Origin of the sequence: Xenorhabdus yunnanensis (assembly GCF_028598805.1) — a bacterium.
Lineage (GTDB): Bacteria > Pseudomonadota > Gammaproteobacteria > Enterobacterales > Enterobacteriaceae > Xenorhabdus > Xenorhabdus yunnanensis.
This window is the reverse complement of the sequence record NZ_JAQRFI010000006.1, coordinates 70816-91838: the sequence shown is the minus strand read 5'-3', so window position 1 is coordinate 91838 and position 21023 is coordinate 70816. Positions and strand designations below refer to the sequence as shown.

The following is a 21023-nucleotide window of genomic DNA, read 5'->3' as shown; positions in this document are numbered from 1 at the left end:
GTTGATAAATTAAACATATCAAAAACAGGCAATTACACAAATTTAGAAACAGAGTCGACGGTTTTGGGATTTTCATCTGTATAAATTAGACCCGTTTGCCCTACCGTCGTCTATAGGTCATAGTGTATTTTTCTATGGTAGAAAGATGCTGACTATAGCAACTGACCACCTTTCTGACAAATTGCACTTATTAGTCGAATCCGCCTATGATTAAAATTTGGAATTCTTCCATTCATTAGTTAAATAGTCAATAAAAGCTCTTACCCTTCGGGGAATAGGCTCCCTACGAGCTCTGATTATATTTACCGTTGTTTCTTTTTCTTTCCAATCTGGTAGAATCCTAACCAGTTTACCTGTGCCTATCTCGTCGCTTACATCCCATTTTTCTCTCAATGCTATACCTAATCCAGCAATACACCATACCTTGATAGCTTGACTATTGTCGCTACGCAAATTACCTGACACTATGATTTCAATTTGTTGTTCAGATGTACATAAAAACCATGTTTGTTGAAGAAGTCCTGGATAAGAGAATAGAAGGCAATTATGATTCTTAAGTTCATTAGGGTGTGATATGAGGTGTTTTTTCACATATTCCGGTGAGGCAACAAGTATACGTTCGCTAGTAGCTAGAGGTGTGGCAATTAATCGAGAATCTGTCAATTGACCAAAACGTAGAGCAAGGTCTAAGTTATTACTGTATATATCAAGTATTCGATCAGTAAGTTGTAAATTAAAATTAATATCAGGGTGTTTTTTTACAAAGGAAATAATTTCTTTTGTAATGTATTTTTCTCCAAATGCCACTGGTGCTGTTATTTTAATGTTTCCTTCTAGATTGGTATTTCCTTTATTATCTATATTGGAAATATTTTCCAGTATTGTTAACACTGTACGCACATGCTTAGCTACAGTTTTTCCTTCGTCGGTGATTTTTATTTTTCGAGTGTTTCGTTCGAATAAGCTTATACTAAGGGCTGCTTCCAGCCGTGCTATCTGTTTGCTGACACTAGAAGGTGTTTGATTCATTATCCGTGCAGCTGATGAAAAACTTTTAGAATCCACAACTGTTAAGAAAGTCACAAGATCATCAAGGTTATTCAGAGCCATAAAATTATTCCATTTTGGAAAAAGAGATAGTCTGTTTTATCTTTTTGGAATTACATATCAATTCATTTAAACTGTAAATCATTTGATCATCTGATGGAAGCGATTTTCCTGACAATTATTTTTCCAATAAGGTAATAATCATGCCACTTGCATTATATGCGTTAACTGTTGGAGCTTTTGGGATTGGTGTAACTGAATTTGTTATTATGGGGTTATTAATTGAGGTCGGTGCTGATTTGGGAGTTTCCATATCTGCTGCAGGATTGCTAATATCGGGATATGCATTAGGTGTTGTTATTGGAGCACCATTGCTAACGAGCCTAATGAGTCATTGGCCTCGCAAGCGTGTATTGTTGGTGCTTATGGTAATATTTATATGTGGCAATGCGGCATGTGCTTTGGCTCCGACTTATGGGTTGTTAATGGCAGCACGTATATTGACCGCTTTTACTCACGGTACTTTTTTTGGAATTGGCTCTGTAGTTGCAGCCAATTTAGTTCCTATTGAAAAGCGTTCATCTGCTATTGCTATTATGTTTACAGGACTTACTATTGCGAATATAGCTGGAGTTCCTTTTGGGACTTGGTTTGGGCAACATTTAGGGTGGAGAGCAACTTTTTGGGCTATAACAATTGTGGGGATTGTTTGTTTAGCTATCATTGCTGCGTTTGTTCCTTCTGAAGGTAAACCATCTGATATAAATAATTGGCGTACTGATTTAAAATCAATGGTAAGAAGACCTGTTATTTTAGGATTATTAGTCACCACTTTAGACTATGCTGGCTTCTTTGCCGTATTCACGTTTATTGCTCCAATACTAACTCAAATAAGTGGTTTTGATGTGTCAGTAGTATCGCCTATTTTATTACTGTTTGGGGTTGGCTTAGTAATAGGTAATATTGCTGGCGGACGACTAGCTGATAAGAAACTTTTACCTACCTTAATTTTGACAATTACTTTATTAGGCATTACATTAGCAATAATGACTTGGGCTATAAACTATAAATTATCAGCTTTAATTTTTACTGCATTACTTGGAGCAACAGCATTTTCTACTGTTTCTCCATTACAGACATGGATATTAAAAAATACTGAAGGATCTGGGCAAAGCCTTGCTTCCAGTCTTAATATAGCAGCTTTTAATTTAGGAAATGCCATAGGAGCTTGGATAGCCGGAGTTATTATAGATCATGGGCCTGGTTTATCTTACATTCCTATATTTGCTGCTTTAATAACGTTATCTGCAGTAGGAGTGATTTATATAAATAATTCACTTGATAGAAAAATATCATAACATAGGCGCATTCGACTAATAAGTGCAATTTTTCAGAAAGGTGGTCAGTTGCTATAGTCAGCATCTTTCTCGCCAAAGGAAAATGTACTATGATCTGTACACAATTGATCGAAACATAAAGATATCAAATTGTTAGCTTAAATAAAGCCGTGAAAATTACCGCTGAGGTAAAAAATGGATAAAGAAATTAATTTGGCAGGATTTAAGCCCTGAACAGGCAGGGCGTGAGCACACTATTTTAGCTATATTTTAAAGATGATTATTTTTTAAAAGTGCGATTTTACGGTGTTTAAATCGAGCAAAATACAATCAAATAAACAATTCTTTAAACTTTTATAGGAGACCATAGAGTTAAAGAATAATATTTACATTTTAAGGCTAAATATTAATTAAAGTATGCTCCCGCCCTGCTGAACAGGTGGTTGGATACCTCAAGAGAGAAACGGGAATTTCTTTACATCATGAGACCATTTATCGATTGATTTATAAAGATAAATTAGATGGTAGTGATTTGTGGCAACATTTTAGAATTGCTAAGAAGCCGTATCGTAGACGTTATGGCCACTATGAACGATGCGGCAAAATTAAAAATCGAGTCAGTATTGATTAACGTTCAGAAATTGTTGATAAAAAATGTGTATCGGTGACTAGGAAGGTGATTCGATCATTGGAAAAGATAAAAAAGAGTATTATTGACATTTATTGAACGTAAGAAGTTATTTATAATCATTATAAAATAAAACTTCATCAGAAGTTGAGAAGGAGGTGGAGAAAGCTTTATACCCATTAGAAAAAAGCGTTAAGACAATAACGTTTGATAATAGTTTAGAGTTTGCAGATCATGAAATTATTAGTCAAAGATTAGGCATCAACGTTTATTTTCCCATGCTTATTCACCTTGGGGAAGAGGAATAAATGAAAATACGAATGGGTTTATCAAACAATATTTTCAAAAAGGAATGGATTTTAATAAAGTGTCTGATCAAGAGATAATGTTTGTGGTAAATCGATTGAATAATCGCTCCCGAAAAATGCGAGATGGTAAAACACCTAATGAGTCATTCAAGGGAGTACGTACTCATTTACTTTGAATATAATGGCATTGTACTTATTATATGAATCTGCTATACACTTTATACTTTAAAAACAAACCAAAAAAACGATATTATATCCCTAACAAATTGTATCAAAAAGGAACAGTTATATGTCACCCATTTCAAATTAATGATGATTGACATTAGGTTAATTTAATTACCATTCCTTACTAGTGTTGATTTATATATGGCAGCCTTGGATTTCTACTTGGTTAACATATCTATAAATAATTTATAATCTAAATGTAAATGCAGGAAAAAAACGTGTCATTAATATATAGAAAAGTAAAAAAAGCAGTTATTCCAGTTGCAGGTTTAGGTACAAGGATGTTACCTGCTACAAAAGCTATTCCTAAAGAAATGTTGCCCTTAGTTGATAAACCGCTTATTCAATATGTAGTCAATGAATGTATTCAGTCTGGTATTAATGAAATTATACTTGTCACTCATTCATCTAAAAATTCTATAGAGAACCATTTCGATACTAGTTTTGAGTTAGAGGCAATTCTTGAAAAAAGGGTAAAAAGGCAGTTGTTAGATGAGATTCAGTCCATTTGTCCAAGTCATGTGACAATAATGCAAACTAGACAAGGAATAGCGAAAGGGTTGGGGCATGCTATATTATGTGCTAAGCCATTGGTAGGAGATGAACCTTTCGCAGTTCTTTTACCGGATGTTATTTTGGATGAATACAGTTCAAATATGTCATATAACCTGAGTGAGATGATATCGCGTTACAATAATAAAGGAATCAGTCAAATTCTTGTAGAACCTGTACCAATAGAGTGTGTATCCAATTATGGAATTGTTGATTGTCTTGGCCAAAAATTACAACCAGGTGATAGTAAACCCATCACTCGTGTCATCGAAAAACCCAAACCTGAAAAAGCTCCATCTAACCTTTCCATTGTTGGCCGTTATGTGTTGTCTGAAAAAATTTGGCCTATATTAGAAAAAACGTTGCCTAGTATAGGAGACGAAATTCAGCTAACAGACGCAATTGATATTCTGATGAAAAAAGAGAGGGTAGAAGCCTATCTTCTATATGGAAAAAGTTATGATTGTGGTAATAAATTAGGGTATATGAAAGCATTTGTTGAATATGGCATGAAACATAGAAGCTTAGGCGTGGCTTTTACAAATTGGATGATTTCCATTCAAAAAAATATTGAAAAAACCATCAAAAATAATTAAATTAATATTTCACCTCTCACTTTTATCAGGGCGGGATTTCACTTTTTATAAAAATCAATCAATGCGTGAATATTGATAATTTTGCACATTCAATACGATTTTATTGATAGGTTTTTATATCTGATTTGAGCATTTATTAAACATAAAAATAGTTATCACCCATAATAATCATGCTAAAAATGTGAGATCTCGCCCTGCCACTTTTATAGAGCAATAATTACCTAATCGAGTATCGAGCTGCTGTTGTGAGATTATTTGAATATTGACTCTGTTATTTAATTGAGTCGATAGTTAATAGTAAGTCACAACAGCATTGTAGCGAAGTAATAATCTTGAACACCTTCCCAGAGAAAAGACCCCTTTTTTGTGGTTATAATTTACCAATATAAATTTTATAAGAATAGTGTGTACGCGCCTAATGGAAACTATGGTAAGAAGACCGTGGGCAGCTCCTCATAACTTCTTGCAAAGCAGTATGGTAATAATTATACTGTTTTTATTAACTTTTAAAGATAATTGTATCAATGGATGTTTATTTTAAGAAATTTAATTCTTTTAAATTTCAAGTAATAAAATGATTTTTTAAAATTAATAGTTAACCTCAGCTTCGTTTAAAAATAGCGATATCATTATCCCGTAGATTCAAGCTCGGCTTTTTAGGTTGGAATGTATAAGCAATAAGGCCGGCAGCAACTTCCAATAAAAAGCCGAGCTGACTGCGATGCCTTGAATGCTCTATCTGAGAAATATTCTTGAGCTGATCGACGACTGTTTCTATCAAAAACCGCCGCCTTAACATCAATCTATCCCAGAGAGATAATGCCTTGGCTTTCATGTTACTCCGGACATTCGTGATTAACGTGACACCTTCTGCTTCCAATTCATCACACAAAGCCTAGGATAAATACCCCTTATCACCATACAAACATCCTGTTAATCCTTTTGTCAGCGCTTTGACTGGCTGACGATCATCCTTGTTTCCTGCGGTTAGTTTCACGGCTAACAATTCGCCGCAATCATTGATAACCAGATGAAGTTTAAAACCATAAAACCAGCCTGTACTTGTTTTTCCTCGTTGTGCCATTCCCTCAAATACCCGATGACGGGGAATACGAAGGTTATGACAAACGGCAATTTTGGTGGAATCAATAAAAGCGATCCCTTGGGTTGCCACCTTACGTGACGAAAGAAAAGCGCATAAAGGAATCAGCGCCCTTTTCTTCAGGGTAAGCATGCGGGTATAGCTGACTAATCCGGGAAAGTCGGCGATAATATATTGTTTTACATGTTTATTATAAAAAGTTTTAAAATCACGGTAATGGCTCATATGGAATAAAATGAGGATCATCATGACTTCGCTGAGAGAAAGGGACGCTTCTCGGTGTCGTTTACGTAATCCGTTTTCAATGAGTTGTTGATGCCAGAGAGGGATAAATTTTTGGCAAAAATCATCGACGCAGCAGTAAAGTTCTTCTAAATTAACCATGCCTGAGGATCTCCACGATTTTGTTTTCTTTAGCAAAAACTTTGATCGTGCCTCAGGCACTTTAGTTCCCTTCTTAAGCGAAGCTCAGGTTAGTTATCTTTATATTTTAAAGCCAAACATTAACCAAATTATGATGCTCCGGTCCAGTGCAAAACGGTATGTGAATTTTTCAATTCATACTACTTTCCATCAAGAAAATACACCTACTATTCCTGCCAGCCAGTAGAGGGGAAAATCCTCGAGTGTTTCTTTGTTCTTCCTTCAATAAATAGCGAAGTATCAACTAATTTGACATTCAACGAGGATAATTGAGAGAGACCTAATATTGTTATCATGGTTATTTTTGTTAAATAAACACACTTAAGTTCAAAAAATACATACTAATGTTATTGATAAGAAAGCGTTGAATGGACAAAATTATCAATATAGGACTATCTAATTGTTTTTATGAAAAACATAATTTATACCTGCGAAAATAATGCATTAATAATAAAACCCATGCTAATTATTAGTAGGTTATAATATTTTAATCACGTTTTTAAAATATATGAGTAGTTTATGGTTTATGCATGGTTAAATGCACTTTGTTATTATTTAATTTCAATATTTAACCGCAAGCGCCAAAGATAAAATATCAACTAAAACAACAGGATGTCTATGTGAAATCACGTACTTAAATCCCATGTAGTTAATTAAAATTGAAATAATATTAATTTAAAGAGAAAGTAAAACTCCAATATTGAATATATTTATTTTATTGACATCCCAACAAATTTTATTTTAGAATAAAGATTGTCGCCACCATTATTTTTAATAACACAGAGGTTAATATGAAAAAATTAGCTATCATTTTTGGCACCAGACCTGAAGCCATAAAGTATGGGCCAATAATTAATGTGCTAAAGAATGATCATAGATTTGAGATTAATATCATATCAACTGGACAGCATAGAGAAATGTTGACAGATGCCTTAGAAGCATTTGATATTAAAGTAGATATTGAATTAAATGTAATGAAATCTGGTCAAGGGTTGCCGGAGATAACCTCTAAGATTTTATATGAATTAAATATCATACTGCCGAAACTATCACCTGATGCAATATTGGTTCATGGAGATACAGCTACTACATTATCAGGTGCTTTAGCTGGGTTTCAATTACAAATACCAGTCATTCATGTAGAAGCTGGATTAAGAAGTGGAGATATACAATCCCCTTTCCCTGAAGAAGGCAATAGGAAATTAGTTGCACAAATAGCTTCTTTGCATCTATCACCTACTCCGGGTAATGCTGCAAATTTAATAAGAGAGGGAATAAAAGAAAGTAGTATAGTAATCACTGGTAATACTATAGTTGACTCTTTGTATTGGGCAAGAAATAGAAAGGATATACCTGTAAATTCTATTTTAAAAAATATAAAAAATGATGATAGAAAAATAATATTGGCCTCTGCTCATAGAAGAGAGTCTTGGGGGAGACTATCTGAAATAGTTAATGCAATAAAAAAAATTTCAGAGAGAAAAGATATAAAATTTGTTATTCCAATGCATAAAAATCCAACAGTTAGAAGTGTATTTATTGATAAACTTTCAGGAATTAAAAATATAGCTCTTATTGAACCTCTTAATTATCTAGATTTCTGTAATTTGATGTATTTATCAGATATTATCCTTTCGGATAGTAGTGGCGCAGAGGAAGAAGGACCCACTATAGGCAAACCAACGTTGGTATTAAGAAATTTAACTGAAAGACCAGAAGCCACTATTTCAGGCTCAGCCATACTAGTTGGAACCTCAGAAGAACTTATTGTAAAAAATGTGAATTATATATTGGATAATTTATCTCAATATATAAAAGAAAATGTAAGTACAAATCATTATGGAGATGGCAATGCAACAATAAGAATTGTTGGTGCAATTGCTGATTTTTTTGGAATGGGACCAGCGGTATCTCCATTTTATAGTAGCTGCTATAAGCATCAATATAAAAGAAACATTCCCGCATTATTATAGTTTTTATATTTTACTTTAATTGCAAAGTTAATTGTCTTCTCCGTAAGGTTGTTTATTTAAAAACACAACTAAAAATAATATTGAAAAGTTATCAAAGCATATTAATAGAGTTATATTTAAACTAATCAATATTTACTTTGTTTTTATAAAAATGGAATGATATTTTTATGAGTTTGACAATGAAAATTACAAATAAAAACTTGCATTACCTTGACTTTAGCTCTGTTCTTTTACCTTGTTTTATCTTAAAGAAAGAGTGTTTATTTAAAGAGAAAAGAAAGATTCTCGTCATAAATTTTAAGGATAAAACGATATGCTTAGAAGAAAATGGAATATTATTGTCTCCATTTTGTTCTATTATTACTTATAACACTAAATTATCATCTAGTGATGATGTTTTATGTTTTTTTTTACCTGATAATATATTTAAAGTAAATAATGTTAATTGGAAAAACAGTAAAATTTATGATGGATTAATTAAAGATTATTCTGATAATGATAAATTTATAGAAAAAAAATTTTTACGTTCAAATAGTGATAGTTTGGGGATAGCTAAGTTCAACCCTAATAATCTATGGAATAATTATGTTGACGATATTGTATCACAACAATTTGAAGTTAAAGTCAATTTATGGTTTGCTGAACAGGGAACACATTGTGGAATACATAATGAACATTCATTTATAGAAATTCATACTCAAATATTAGGTTTTGGACGAATGCAATGTTTTAAAAATGAAAAATATAATTCACTGTATAAAGAAATAGCTATAGCTCCTGGGACGACAACTTCACGAGCATTCTGTAATGGTGGTCATGGGTATAAATATCCGTACCATCAATATTACGCTGATACAAATTCTATTTGGTTGGCGCTGGAATATCACCCTTTAACATCATATTAATAAGGAGATTATAATGTCCTTGCATGATAAATATAACTTTATCTCTGAGCCTAAATTTAATAAAGAAATAGTAGCTGAGCACCTTAGAGATGGATATTGGCTAGAAGCAGCTGATATTGATAATGATGGTAATATGGATTTATTTGGCTATGGTCTTACATTAGGTGAATTATATTGGTATCAATATCCAAATTGGGACAAAAAACTTATTGTTGATAAAATTAAAATGCCTGTTGGAGCCGATTATGCTGATATCTCAGGAAATGGTTTTCCAGATATTATAGTATGTTATGAATTATATGGTCCAATAGGGACTATTTATGATCCTGATACATCAGGCGGAAAGATTGATTGGATAGAAAATCCAGGAAAAGATGTAGCTAATAGCGGAAGATGGAAAAGGCATTATATAGGGCGTACTACAGGTATGCATAGACTTAGAGCTGGATATTTTACTCAAAAAGAAAAATTAGAAGTACTTGGTTTTCCTATTGTTGCTAGTGAAGATGTTCACGCTGTATTGCCTGTAGTGCTATTTACACAACCAGATAATATAATAGAGTCTCAAGAGTGGCCAATGACAGTTATTGATGATAGTAATTTTAGAATGATTCATGGCGCGGAAAAAAAATCAGGATTAATTCCTAGTAGTGATCGTGATTCTGTTGTATTGGCTTCTGATGAAGGAATAACTTGGCTTTATTATGACGATAAAGAAGAAAAATGGAAAAAAGTATTAATTGGTATAGGAGAAATTACTCAGTTTGAAAAGACCGGATTTAAGGGAAGTGGTGATATGGATGTAGGTAAAACAGCTAATGATAATTTTTCTTATGTAGCAGCTATTGAACCTTTCCATGGTAATACAGTAGCAGTATATTATAAAGATTCTAATTGCTCTCCTCAATTAGCGAATTGGAAACGCATATTGCTAGATGTTTACGGTGATCCAAATGAAAATGGGGAAGGTCCCGGACATCAGGTTATTTGTGCTGATTTTGATGGAGATGGTGAGGATGAATTTATTGTTGGGCTCCGTGGACCATGGCCATGGCAAGGAGTATTTTATTATAAGGCAGTGGACTTAAAGCGAGGGATATTTACTAAGTGGCGAGTATCTGATGAATCGGTAGCCAGAATTGCTTTAGCTGATTTTAAAAAAAGAGGTAAGTTAGACTTTGCTACTATAGCTTACTCTGTTCCTAATTATTATGTTGCCAAAGAGGCTAAAATTGTTACTCATTATAATGAAATCGAAAGTAGGAAAAACTTATAGAATATTTCTTTGCTTAAAATCGTATTTCTCATTACGAAAAATCTTCATAGTAAGTAAAAATATCGAGGTTAGTTTATGAATATACATCATTCATTCTCGACCAATTCCTCTAGATTGAGTCCTTTAATATCACTTAATAGTATTATATTCTGATTAAGAAAAGCCAGACACTAATGAAATGGTCACCCTCACCCTGTTAATATACCGCTGGCAGGGTCAGGGTCAGGGTGCGAGCATACTTTTTTAAAGTCGATTGAATGAATACGAGAGACATGATCTAATTGGCTTTATTTTCCGTTTCCTTGCTCGCTTATGACCCTGATTGAACATTTATCCGTTGTGAAAGAAACCCGCTCTTATATCAATCGCCAGTATGATCTGGTTGATGTTATTTTCCTTGTGGTCAGTGCCATTATGGCGGGAGCCGAGGGCTGGCAAGATATTGAGACTTATGGCCGGGCCAAAATTAAGTGGCTGAGAGAATACCGCAACTTTCTCCATGGAATACCCCGTCGGCATACGATGGCGCGAATACTGCGTGCTATCGAACTGGATTCTTTACTGAAAGCGTGACTGAACTGGGTCAATGAACAGCGCGAGCGGGACGGTAAACCGGTTATCGCCTTTGACGGAAAAGTCCTGCGACGGGCTTACCGGAATGAAAAGAAAAACGCGGTCCAGTTGGTTACCGCGTATGATACAGAACGGGGATTAGTGTTGAGCCAGAAAGCCACCGCCACGAAAAACGGAGAAATCAGTGTCGTTCGTCAAATGCTGGATATCCTCAATCTGAAAGGCAGCATTGTCAGCGTGAAACCCTACAAAAAATCAGTGAAAAGAAAGCCCACGTTGTTGTTCAGGTGAAGAAAAATCAACCTCATCTCTGGGACGTCGTTCAGTCTCAGTTTCAGCGTGTGTTTGAGGCAGGAAAAGAAAAAATCATCACGGAAACGAAACAAGAAGCGCATGGTCGCCGGGAAGAATATTATGTGTTTCAACTCAAGCCACAATTTACCCCTGATATGGCGGAAAGATGGCCGACCATTCGCAGTATTATTGTGGTCGAACGACACCGGTCAGAAAACGGCAAAGGCACGGTAGATACGTCCTATTATGTCAGTTCGCTTTCTCCCCGGCATAAATCATTAGGGCACTACATTCGCTAGCATTGGCGCATTGAGAATAGCCAACATGACATCCTTGATGTGGTTTTTAAAGAGGATGATTCACGTATTGTTTTGGCTGGAGCCATTGAAAATTTAGCGTTATTCTGGCGTATCGTATTGAATATAGTCAAACAATGTGATTGTGGGGCACCAAGCTAACGAAATAAACTGAAAAAAGCAGGCTGGAGTGATGATTATCGTGCGCGAGTTTTCTTTGGGTGAGTATTAATCAAAGTATGCTCGCGCCCTGGGGTGAGGGTGACCATTTCATTAGTGCCCGAATTTATTAAAGCATAATAGGGTGAGTATTTCCCATTTTATGAACAACTGTTCCATACTGGAAACAGTGAACAGCACGATGGTATTTCCCTACGTTAAGGAGTAGTAATCTTGTTAGGATGACAATCTATTGAGTCTATTTTAATCTTTCGGAGAGCCATGTGAGATGAACCAAACTATTACACAAAAAATTCTTGCACGAGCAAGTGGGCGTGAACAAGTCACTCCGGGTGAAGTGGTTTGGGCGAAAGTGGATATTCTAATGTCTCACGATCCCTGCACACCGGGTGTAGCCAGCGTATTTAAAAAGGAGTTCGGGCAAGATGCAAAGATATGGGATCCCGAACGTTTTATTTTAATCCCAGACCATTTTGTCTATTCGGCTGACTCACAAGCTAATCAGAACATTCGGGTGATGCGTGAATTTGCCGCCGAACAGAACATAAAATATTTTTACGATGTAGGGACACCCAATTATAAAGGTGTATGCCACATAGGACTCGCAGAGGGAGGACATACCCGCCCCGGCGAAGTATTATTGGGTACTGACTCGCATACGGTTACTGCTGGTGCGTTTGGTGCATTCGCCATTGGGTTAGGTATTACTGATGCAGCTTATGCGTTAGGTACAGGAGAAATTCCTCTCAAGGTGCCAACGACCATTCGGGTAAATTTTACCGGCACTAAACCCGCTCATGTTTTGGCTAAGGACATGATTTTGTCCGTGTTGTCAGAATTAACCGTCGATGGTGCGACATATCAGGCCATAGAGTTTGGTGGGAATGTCATTGATGAGTTATCGGTAGAAGAGCGCATGACAATTTGCAACATGGTTGTTGAGTGTGGAGCTAAGAACGGCATTATGGTTCCCAATCAGGCGACTCTGGATTATTTGGCAGAACGAAATAATCTCCCTTTCGAGATTGTTTACCCTGACGAAGATGCACAGTATAGCCGCGTGTTAAATATTGATGTTTCCACAATGCAACCGAAGATTGCCAAACCCCACTCTCCAGATAATGTCGTCTCTATTGAACAAGTAGCTAATGTTGCCATTTCTCAGGCATATATTGGTTCCTGTACAGGAGGTAAGCTGGAGGATTTTGTTGCGGCAGCCCGTGTTATCAAAGGGCATAAAGTTACCATTCCGACTTACGCAGTACCTGCAACAAAAGAAGTTTTTCATAAAACGATTACAACCCAAATTGATGGTGTTTCTGTCTACCAGATTTTAAGTGATGCAGGAGTGAAACTTTCTTCTGAATCAGGCTGTGCTGCCTGTTGTGGTGGCCCGCCGGATACTTTTGGACGTGTTAATGATCCGATATCAGTGATATCCACAACCAATCGTAACTTTGTCGGCCGAATGGGGCATAAACGTGCCAATATTTATCTCGCTTCACCTTATTCTGTTGCAGCCGCCGCTATTACTGGTCAAATAACAAATCCTGAGGAGTTTTTATGAGTGAGTTAAAGGAAAATATCATTCGGGGTGAGGTTTATGTATTGACCGATAATATTGATACTGACCAGATTCTTTCAGCCGAATACCTCAAGGTCAATCCTTCCACTCCTGAAGGATATGCCCAACTGGCTTCACTGGCGATGTGTGGATTACCGGAAGGCTCATTGCCTTTTATTGATGAAAGCAAGGGAAAAGCGAAATATCCGATTATTGTGGCAGGGCAGAATTTTGGCTGCGGATCTTCGCGTGAACACGCAGTTGCAGCATTAGGTGCTTCAGGTGTAAAGGTGGTTCTTGCTCAATCTTATGCCCGTATATTCTTCCGGAATTGTGTATCAACCGGGCAGGTATTGCCTGTTGCAGCACAAGAACGCTTGTGTGACAAATTGGTCACAGGGGACAATATTGAGATTGATATTGAAAACCAGACGGTCATTCTGTTGAAAAGTGGTGAGAAATATCAAATTGATCCAATTGGTGAACTTGCCAATATTGTATCTGCCGGAGGGTTATTTTCTTACGCTCGTGCGACAGGAAGAATTAAATAATGTGAAATAAACTGCACCTGAAAATTAAAAAGTGCAGTTTATTTTATTAATTTCTTTCTTCAAAGAAACAGTTCCAGTAAGGAATTCAGGAACAATTTTCCGTGTTTAGTGATTTGCCAATGTGTTTCGCTTTCAGCGACATAGCCTTTAGCCAGCGCTTCATCAATTTGTGGGCGAATGGCACTTTCCGGTAACCCGGTGAAATCACTGAAATCTTGACGTGGCATTGATTCCAGCAAGCGAAAACGATTCATGAAAAATTCAAATGGACGATCTTCATTATCCACTTGATTTTGCTGATCCAAGTAACGCCCTTGCATATAACCGCGTGGATGCTTGGTTTTTACGGTACGAAGGATACGGCCATCTTTAAACGAAATTTTGCCATGTGCGCCACAACCAATTCCCAAATAATCACCGAATCGCCAGTAATTGAGATTATGCTGACATTGATAACCCGGTTTGGCATATGCCGATGTTTCATATTGTTGATAACCTGCTTCTGTCAGCAATTGATGACCTTGGGAAAAAATATCCCATAATGCATCATCATCCGGTAAAACCGGAGGACGAGAGCCGAAACTGGTATTAGGTTCAATTGTCAGTTGATACCAAGACAAATGTGGCGGAGATAGTTCAATGGCCTGACGCAAATCATTCAGTGCTTCATTGAGTGTCTGGTTGGGCAACCCATGCATCAAATCCAGATTGAAGCTGCGTAATCCAAGGCCGTCAGCTAATTTTGCTGCTCGTTTGGCCTCTTCTGGGCCGTGGATGCGCCCCAAACGGATAAGTTTATCTGAACCGAAACTTTGTACGCCAATGGAAATTCGATTGATACCCGCTTGCTGATAGGCGCTAAAACGATCGGCTTCAATAGTTCCCGGATTGGCTTCCATTGTAATCTCTGCTTGCGGAGAGAGTGGCAGTGAATCTCTGACACCATCAAGCAATCGCTGCATACCTTCGGCACTTAACAGGCTTGGGGTTCCTCCACCGATAAAAATCGTTGATACCTCACGATCACCAATCATTGGCAGATCAGCATGCAAATCCGCCAATAGATGATCAACATACTCTTGGTGCGGCACGTCCCCTTTTAAGGCATGTGAATTGAAATCACAATAAGGGCACTTTTGCACGCACCACGGAATATGAATATAAAGACTCAGAGGTGGCAACTTAAGCATTACGCATGGCTTCCAACAACATTGCTAATGCTTTCCCACGGTGTGAAACGGCATGTTTCTGCTCACGAGTTAATTCGGCTGCTGTGCAGTTAAATTCTGGAGCATAAAAAATGGGATCATAACCAAAACCACCTTCTCCGGCAGATGCACGGGTAATCATGCCTGACCAGCGACCATGAAATACCAAAGGAGTAGGATCTTCTGCATGGCGCAAGAAGACCAGCACACAGTTGAATTGGGCTTGGCGTTGCTCATCAGGAATATCGCGCATGGCTTCTAATAATTTTTCCAGGTTCTCCTGATCAGAGGCATCACTACCTGCATAGCGAGCGGAATAAATGCCAGGTGCGCCACCCAATGCGTCAACAGACAATCCTGAATCGTCTGCAATCGCAGGTAAACCTGTAACTGTTGCGGCATGGCGGGCTTTGATAATTGCGTTTTCGATGAAAGTGGGGCCCGTTTCATCGGCTGAATCAACACCTAAGTCGGTTTGAGCTACGATATCTAAGCCAAAGTCAGCCAATAAATCAGCCAGTTCACGAACCTTGCCTGCATTTCCCGTGGCGAGAACAACTTTTTGCATTGCCATTTATTTAATTAACCTATGTATCTAATTGATCTATTTTATCTAATTAACTTGCAAATATTGAAATCAACCATCCCATCACATCGTAACGTAGGGCATTCAGTGCATAGAGAATAAGCATGACAATCATGGCAGAGAAATCAAGGCCACCCATAGAAGGAATAATACGGCGGATGGGTGCCATTAGTGGTTCGGTCAATTGAATCAGAACATAGTCAACAGGATTGCGTCCTTGACTAATCCAGCTCAATAACGCACGGGCGATTACTAACCAGAATACAAGCTTTCCGGCAGCAGCCAGTAATTCAATCACCCCAAACAAGAATATAACACCAGAAGGTATTAGAAATTGTCCTGCGGTAAGCCATATAGGCAACAAGAGTTTGAGAAGAATAAGCGGGTAGGTGAGAACCACAGACGCTGTATCAATGGGGCCAATGGCAGGAATGACCCTGCGTAATGGACGCACCACAGGTTGGGTGATTTTAACGATAAATTGGGCAAATGGATTATAGAAATCACAACGTGCCCACTGCATCCAGACGCGCAGCAATAAAACGGCAATATATAAATCTAGAACTGTAGAAAAGATGAAGTTTAAAGATTGCATGTAGCAGCCCTGATTGAATTAAACCAATTAAATTAAAATAATTTTTCCATTTCCTGCGCTCGGCGGATAGCGGCTTGCATAGCATTGGACACAATTTCAGGCAGCTTGCCTTCATAAAAAATGCGCAGTGCTTCAGCCGTTGTACCGCCTTTAGATGTTACCTGCTCACGCAGGATAGCAAAAGAAAGATCTTTTTGCGTTTCAGCAAGTCTAGCTGAACCCATGGCTGCTTGCAGGACAAGTTCTCTGGCTGTTTCGCTGTCAAACCCCAGACGTTCCGCTTCTTGCTGCATTGATTCCATGAACAGGAAGAAATAAGCAGGGGCACTGCCTGCGACGGCGATAATATTGTTGATACCGTTTTCCTTATTTACCCAGCAAACTTTCCCGACACTGCTCATTAGTGAAGCAGCAAATTCGCGATCAGATTGCTCAATATGTTCTGGCGCAAACAGTCCGCTGATCCCTTGTCCGATAAGAGAAGGGGTATTTGGCATGATGCGGATAATGTTGAGATTTTCCTGCAAAAGCGCGTAAAAACGGGAAACAGGAATACCAGCAGCAATAGAAAGAACGAGTTTTTGACTGAAATCGACATGTGAGTGCAATGACTCACAAACTTCTGCCATCATCTGTGGTTTAACAGCCAGAACAATGACATCAGCTTCTTGCGCGTAACGAATATTATCGCTTTGACTGTTAATGCCATATTCTTTTGCCAGCACATCACGGCGGGTTGTATTTGGAGAACAGACCGTGATGAGTTCAGCAGGGTAGCCTTTTTTGACTAATCCGGCAATGATGGCATGAGCCATATTTCCGGCGCCAATAAAGGTGATTTTACGATTTTCCATTGAACAATCTCGCATAATTAGTTGGTTTTAGGTGTTAGATCAGTTAATTACGTTAAGAGCTATACTGACGAGCACCGAATATTGCTGTTCCAATCCGAACCAATGTAGAACCACAAGTAATGGCGGCTTGCATATCATCTGTCATACCCATTGACAGTGTGTCGACTTGAGGGTATCGCGTTTTCAGCTCAATAAATGCTTGCTCCATTTGTCGAAAAACGGCTATTTGGTGTTCAGCATTGCTTTCTGGCGCAGGTATTGCCATCAATCCGCGCAACACCAGATTAGGTAATCCATTAATAGTTGCAGCCAGTTCGGTTAATTCTTCTAATAAAATGCCTGATTTGCTCTCTTCCCCACTGATATTAATTTGGATCAGAATATTGAGAGGCGGCATGTTTTCAGGCCGTTGTTCGCTTAAACGCTGTGCGATTTTCAATCTATCGACGGTATGACACCAATCAAAATTTTCTGCAACCAGACGACTCTTATTAGATTGTAATGGACCAATAAAGTGCCACACTAAATTGTCACGGTTATTAAAGAGTTGAATCTTTTCAACTCCTTCCTGAACGTAATTCTCGCCAAATTCCCGCTGACCATTGGCTATAGCTTCTGCGATGGCGTCCACAGGTTTGGTTTTACTAACTGCAAGCAAGGTAATTTCTTCTGGAGAACGCCCGCATTTTTGAGCTGCAAGACTAATGCGGCTCCTGACATCGTGAAGATTTTGTTCGATATTGTTCATAATTGACTCAGGAGATAAAAAAATGAATATGGAAAAATTGGTGGCCCTTAGTGTAAAGCATAATGCTTCCGATCTGCATCTTTGTGTCGGGCAAGTTCCGGTTTTGCGTATCAATGGTATGTTATACCCACAGATACAATTGGAAGAAATTCAATCAGATACCTTTGTGGCATGGGTTAAGGAAATATTATCTGATGCACAGAAACAGCAGTTACAGCAGCACGGTCATATCGACTTTATGGTGGTAATGCCAGATAAGCAGCGGCTCAGGGCAAATTTGTTCTATCAACAATCTCATTTATCGCTGGTATTGCGATTGATTGCAGATAAATGCCCGACATTGGAACAACTATATGCACCTGACATCATCCAACATCTTATTTTGCAGGAGATGAGTGGATTGATATTAGTAACAGGAGCGACAGGAAGCGGCAAATCCACTACGCTGTCAGCCATGATCAATGCTTTAAATAGTCAGGCTTGCAAACATATCATCACGCTGGAAGATCCAATAGAATTTGTTCACCAAAGTCGGAATTGTCTGATACAGCAAAGGCAGATTGGTAAGGATGTCGCGGATTATCAAACGGCCCTGAAAGGGGTATTACGGCAAGATCCAGATGTGATCCTACTGGGAGAATTACGAGATAAAGAGACTATTCGGCTGGCACTGACAGCGGCTGAAACGGGGCACTTGGTTTTATCGACGCTACATACCCGTGGTGCAATTCAGGCGATAGATCGCTTGGTTGATGTTTTTTCCGCAGAAGAAAAAGGCTGGATTTGTAGCCAGTTGGCCGGAAGTTTAAAGGCGGTTATTTCTCAGCAACTACTCCCTGCCAAAGACGGTGGCAGAGTGGCTATTCATGAAGTTCTGGTCATCAATCAAGCTGTTAGCCATTTGATAAGAGAAGGTAAAAATCATCAAATAGCATCATTAATGCAGACTGGTGCTGCTTGCGGTATGCAAACTTACGAACAAAGCCGACAACAGCGCAAGTCGTTGGGATTGCTGGCAGTGTAAGAAAAGTAAAAAGTATAGGATAAAGGTTCTGACAATTGTTTTGAGATAAATTGTTTTGAGATAAATAGATTGCGGTAACAGCCATGCCTAATGATGAGTATGGCTATTACAAAAATTATTGTTAGGGATACTGCTGCTCAAACCAGCTTTCCAGAATAATAACAGCGGAGGCGGAATCAACCTTGCCTTTATCCAGAGCTTTGTAGCCACCATGATCAAACAGATGAGAGCGTGCTTCCACGGTGGTTAATCGTTCATCGTGCAATTCAACTTGTACTCCGAAACGCCCATGTATGCGATTGGCGAATTTACGGGCTTGTGCAGTGACGAGTTGTTCTGTGCCATCCATATTGAGTGGTAGGCCGACAATAACCAGATCGGGTTGCCACTCTTTGAGTAGTTTCTCAATAAGTTCCCAATTGGGAGAACCTTCATTGGCTTTGAAAGAAGATAATGCTCTGGCTGTACCTGTAATTTCTTGCCCGATGGCAGCCCCAATACTGCGAGTTCCAAAATCAAAGGCAATAATTGTGCGATTTTTCATCAAGCGTGCCCTGCTTGCGATGCGAGATTACAAATATTAACTCCCAGTAAAGTAGCTGCCTCACGCCAGCGATCAGCTATAGGGGTATTGAAAATAATGGAAGGTTCAGCACTGACAGTAAGCCAACTGTTTTCCATAATTTCCTTTTCCAACTGCCCTGTTTCCCAATTTGAGTATCCGAGGGTCATTAAAAAATCTTTCGGTTGGCGTGGTGTTCCCAATGCTTCCAGCACATCTTTGGATGTTGTGATCATGGTGTGATCAGAAATTTGGATGCTGGAACTGAAACCTGATTGTGGCGTATGCAAAATAAAGCCGTGCTCTTCAGACAATGGGCCACCGGCTATTACTGGTAGATCGAGATTGATGGTATTGTCTCTATCTTCCGGGGCGATATCTAATTTTTGCAAGATACTTTGGATAGAAACTTGAGCGATTGGCTTATTGATAATTAATCCCATTGCCCCATTTTGATCATGTTCGCAGATATAAACCACAGAACGATTGAAATAAGGATCAGAGAGCGAAGGCATGGCAATAAGGAAATGATGCTGTAAATTCATGTTGTGTTTTCTGATAATTATTTTGGCAATGTAAGAATGATTTGGCCCACAGTATGTGGGCTCTTATTATAAATGGCAACTGTTGCCAGGAAACGGATGAAGTTTGGCCTGTTATGCTATCTATTTTTCCAATCGTTTTTCGATAGCGTCCATCAACATACCAGTAATGGAAATTTCTGGGAATGCTGCTTCTATTTCACGTACACAGGTTGGGCTGGTAACGTTGATTTCAGTTAAACGGTCACCAATGATATCCAGCCCAACAAAGATGAGTCCTTTCTCTTTTAGTACTGGGGCAACGGCGCGGGCGATTGCCCAATCACTTTCTGACAATGGGCGTGCTTCTCCGCGCCCACCTGCGGCAAGGTTACCACGGGTTTCTCCCTGAGCCGGGATACGGGCAAGGCAATATGGCACAGGTTCGCCATCAACAACTAATACGCGTTTATCTCCATCTTTAATGGCTGGCAAAAAATTTTGCGCCATACAATAACGGCTGCCATGCCCAGTCAGGGTTTCAATGATAACTCCCACATTGGCATCGTCTTGTTTCAAGCGGAAGATGGAAGCGCCTCCCATGCCATCCAATGGCTTAAAAATAACATCGCCATGTTTTTGATGGAACTCACGTAAATTTTTAGCATTGCGGGTGACTAGCGTATCGGGTGTCCATTCAGGGAACCAAGCAGTAAACAGCTTTTCGTTACAGTCGCGTAGACTTTGAGGTTTATTAACGATCAGGCTACCTTTGGCTTCTGCTCTTTCCAGAATGTAGGTCGCATAAATGTACTCAGTATCAAAAGGTGGATCTTTGCGCATCAAAATAACTTGCAAAGTATCAAGGGCTATTTCTTGTTCACTACCAAACTGATACCACTGTTGTGGGTTTTCTTCTACTGTGAGCAAACGAGTACGGGCACGAGCCTCTCCTTGATGCAGGTAGAGATCATTCATTTCCATATAGTGGATTTCCCACCCGCGTTTTTGTGCTTCCAGCAGCATGGCAAAACTAGTGTCTTTCTTGATTTTGATGGATGAAATAGGGTCCATCACTATACCGAGCTTGATCAT

17 protein-coding genes and 3 pseudogenes are annotated in these 21023 nt (G+C 38.5%); 10 read left to right on the top strand and 10 right to left on the bottom strand.

The window, feature by feature from the left end:
* Positions 1-210: 210 nt before the first annotated feature.
* The gene (locus PSI23_RS04195) at positions 211-1110 is read right to left on the bottom strand and encodes a LysR family transcriptional regulator (protein ID WP_273553894.1); all 900 of its coding nucleotides are present in this window, start codon (positions 1108-1110) and stop codon (positions 211-213) included.
* A 140-nt stretch (positions 1111-1250) separates the two neighbouring features.
* Here PSI23_RS04195 and PSI23_RS04190 point away from each other — a divergent pair, with 140 nt between their 5' ends.
* The 3 genes and pseudogenes from PSI23_RS04190 (at position 1251) to galU (ending at position 4693) form a co-directional block, all read left to right on the top strand.
* Positions 1251-2405 carry an MFS transporter gene (locus PSI23_RS04190; protein WP_273553893.1) on the top strand — a complete coding sequence of 385 codons (1155 nt, stop codon included), beginning with the start codon at positions 1251-1253 and terminating at the stop codon, positions 2403-2405.
* Positions 2406-2817: 412 nt separating this feature from the next.
* Positions 2818-3496: pseudogene (locus PSI23_RS04185) on the top strand (IS30 family transposase); the annotation flags it as partial.
* 267 nt (positions 3497-3763) lie between these two features.
* A complete protein-coding gene (gene galU, locus PSI23_RS04180; protein WP_273553892.1) occupies positions 3764-4693 on the top strand; it encodes a UTP--glucose-1-phosphate uridylyltransferase GalU in 930 nt (309 codons plus the stop codon).
* 601 nt (positions 4694-5294) lie between these two features.
* Here the strand turns inward: galU and PSI23_RS04175 are convergent.
* A pseudogene (locus tag PSI23_RS04175) lies at positions 5295-6179 on the bottom strand (IS982 family transposase).
* An 830-nt stretch (positions 6180-7009) separates the two neighbouring features.
* Between PSI23_RS04175 and wecB the strand changes: the two are divergent.
* From wecB to PSI23_RS04145, 6 genes and pseudogenes are all read left to right on the top strand, one after another.
* Positions 7010-8191 carry a non-hydrolyzing UDP-N-acetylglucosamine 2-epimerase gene (gene wecB, locus PSI23_RS04170; RefSeq protein ID WP_273553891.1) on the top strand — a complete coding sequence of 394 codons (1182 nt, stop codon included), beginning with the start codon at positions 7010-7012 and terminating at the stop codon, positions 8189-8191.
* A 179-nt stretch (positions 8192-8370) separates the two neighbouring features.
* Positions 8371-9096, top strand: coding sequence for a hypothetical protein (locus PSI23_RS04165; RefSeq protein ID WP_273553890.1), 726 nt, complete (start codon positions 8371-8373; stop codon positions 9094-9096).
* 13 nt (positions 9097-9109) lie between these two features.
* Positions 9110-10372 carry an FG-GAP repeat domain-containing protein gene (locus PSI23_RS04160; RefSeq protein WP_273553889.1) on the top strand — a complete coding sequence of 421 codons (1263 nt, stop codon included), beginning with the start codon at positions 9110-9112 and terminating at the stop codon, positions 10370-10372.
* Between the two features lie 312 nt (positions 10373-10684).
* Positions 10685-11760, top strand: a pseudogene (locus PSI23_RS04155) (ISAs1 family transposase).
* A 223-nt stretch (positions 11761-11983) separates the two neighbouring features.
* Entirely contained in the window at positions 11984-13282 is a 1299-nt protein-coding gene (locus tag PSI23_RS04150; protein ID WP_273553888.1) for a 3-isopropylmalate dehydratase large subunit, read from the top strand.
* The gene (locus tag PSI23_RS04145; protein WP_273553887.1) at positions 13279-13830 is read left to right on the top strand and encodes a LeuD/DmdB family oxidoreductase small subunit; all 552 of its coding nucleotides are present in this window, start codon (positions 13279-13281) and stop codon (positions 13828-13830) included. The genes PSI23_RS04150 and PSI23_RS04145 overlap by 4 nt, the downstream gene beginning before the upstream one ends.
* 59 nt (positions 13831-13889) lie before the next feature.
* On the opposite strand, the gene hemW is transcribed toward PSI23_RS04145, so the two are convergent.
* From hemW to PSI23_RS04120, 5 genes are read right to left on the bottom strand one after another with little or no spacing between them, the layout of a single operon-like run.
* The gene (gene hemW / locus PSI23_RS04140) at positions 13890-15020 is read right to left on the bottom strand and encodes a radical SAM family heme chaperone HemW (protein WP_273553886.1); all 1131 of its coding nucleotides are present in this window, start codon (positions 15018-15020) and stop codon (positions 13890-13892) included.
* Positions 15013-15606, bottom strand: a complete 594-nt coding sequence (locus PSI23_RS04135) for an XTP/dITP diphosphatase (RefSeq protein WP_273553922.1) — start codon at positions 15604-15606, stop codon at positions 15013-15015. The genes hemW and PSI23_RS04135 overlap by 8 nt, the downstream gene beginning before the upstream one ends.
* 49 nt (positions 15607-15655) lie before the next feature.
* Positions 15656-16219: a YggT family protein gene (locus PSI23_RS04130; protein WP_273553885.1), complete on the bottom strand. Its 564-nt coding sequence runs from the start codon at positions 16217-16219 to the stop codon at positions 15656-15658.
* Between the two features lie 32 nt (positions 16220-16251).
* A complete protein-coding gene (proC, locus tag PSI23_RS04125) occupies positions 16252-17073 on the bottom strand; it encodes a pyrroline-5-carboxylate reductase (RefSeq protein WP_273553884.1) in 822 nt (273 codons plus the stop codon).
* Positions 17074-17125: 52 nt separating this feature from the next.
* The gene (locus tag PSI23_RS04120; RefSeq protein ID WP_273553883.1) at positions 17126-17821 is read right to left on the bottom strand and encodes a YggS family pyridoxal phosphate-dependent enzyme; all 696 of its coding nucleotides are present in this window, start codon (positions 17819-17821) and stop codon (positions 17126-17128) included.
* A gap of 22 nt (positions 17822-17843) precedes the next feature.
* Here PSI23_RS04120 and PSI23_RS04115 point away from each other — a divergent pair, with 22 nt between their 5' ends.
* Positions 17844-18845, top strand: a complete 1002-nt coding sequence (locus PSI23_RS04115) for a type IV pilus twitching motility protein PilT (RefSeq protein ID WP_273553882.1) — start codon at positions 17844-17846, stop codon at positions 18843-18845.
* Positions 18846-18966: 121 nt separating this feature from the next.
* Here PSI23_RS04115 and ruvX read toward each other — a convergent pair whose 3' ends face one another.
* From ruvX to gshB, 3 genes are all read right to left on the bottom strand, one after another.
* Positions 18967-19389, bottom strand: a complete 423-nt coding sequence (gene ruvX / locus PSI23_RS04110) for a Holliday junction resolvase RuvX (RefSeq protein ID WP_273553881.1) — start codon at positions 19387-19389, stop codon at positions 18967-18969.
* Positions 19389-19952 (bottom strand): YqgE/AlgH family protein, encoded by a 564-nt coding sequence (locus PSI23_RS04105; RefSeq protein WP_273553880.1) that lies wholly within the window; start codon positions 19950-19952, stop codon positions 19389-19391. The genes ruvX and PSI23_RS04105 overlap by 1 nt, the downstream gene beginning before the upstream one ends.
* 120 nt (positions 19953-20072) lie before the next feature.
* On the bottom strand, positions 20073-21023 hold the full coding sequence (gene gshB, locus PSI23_RS04100; RefSeq protein WP_273553879.1) for a glutathione synthase: 951 nt from the start codon (positions 21021-21023) through the stop codon (positions 20073-20075).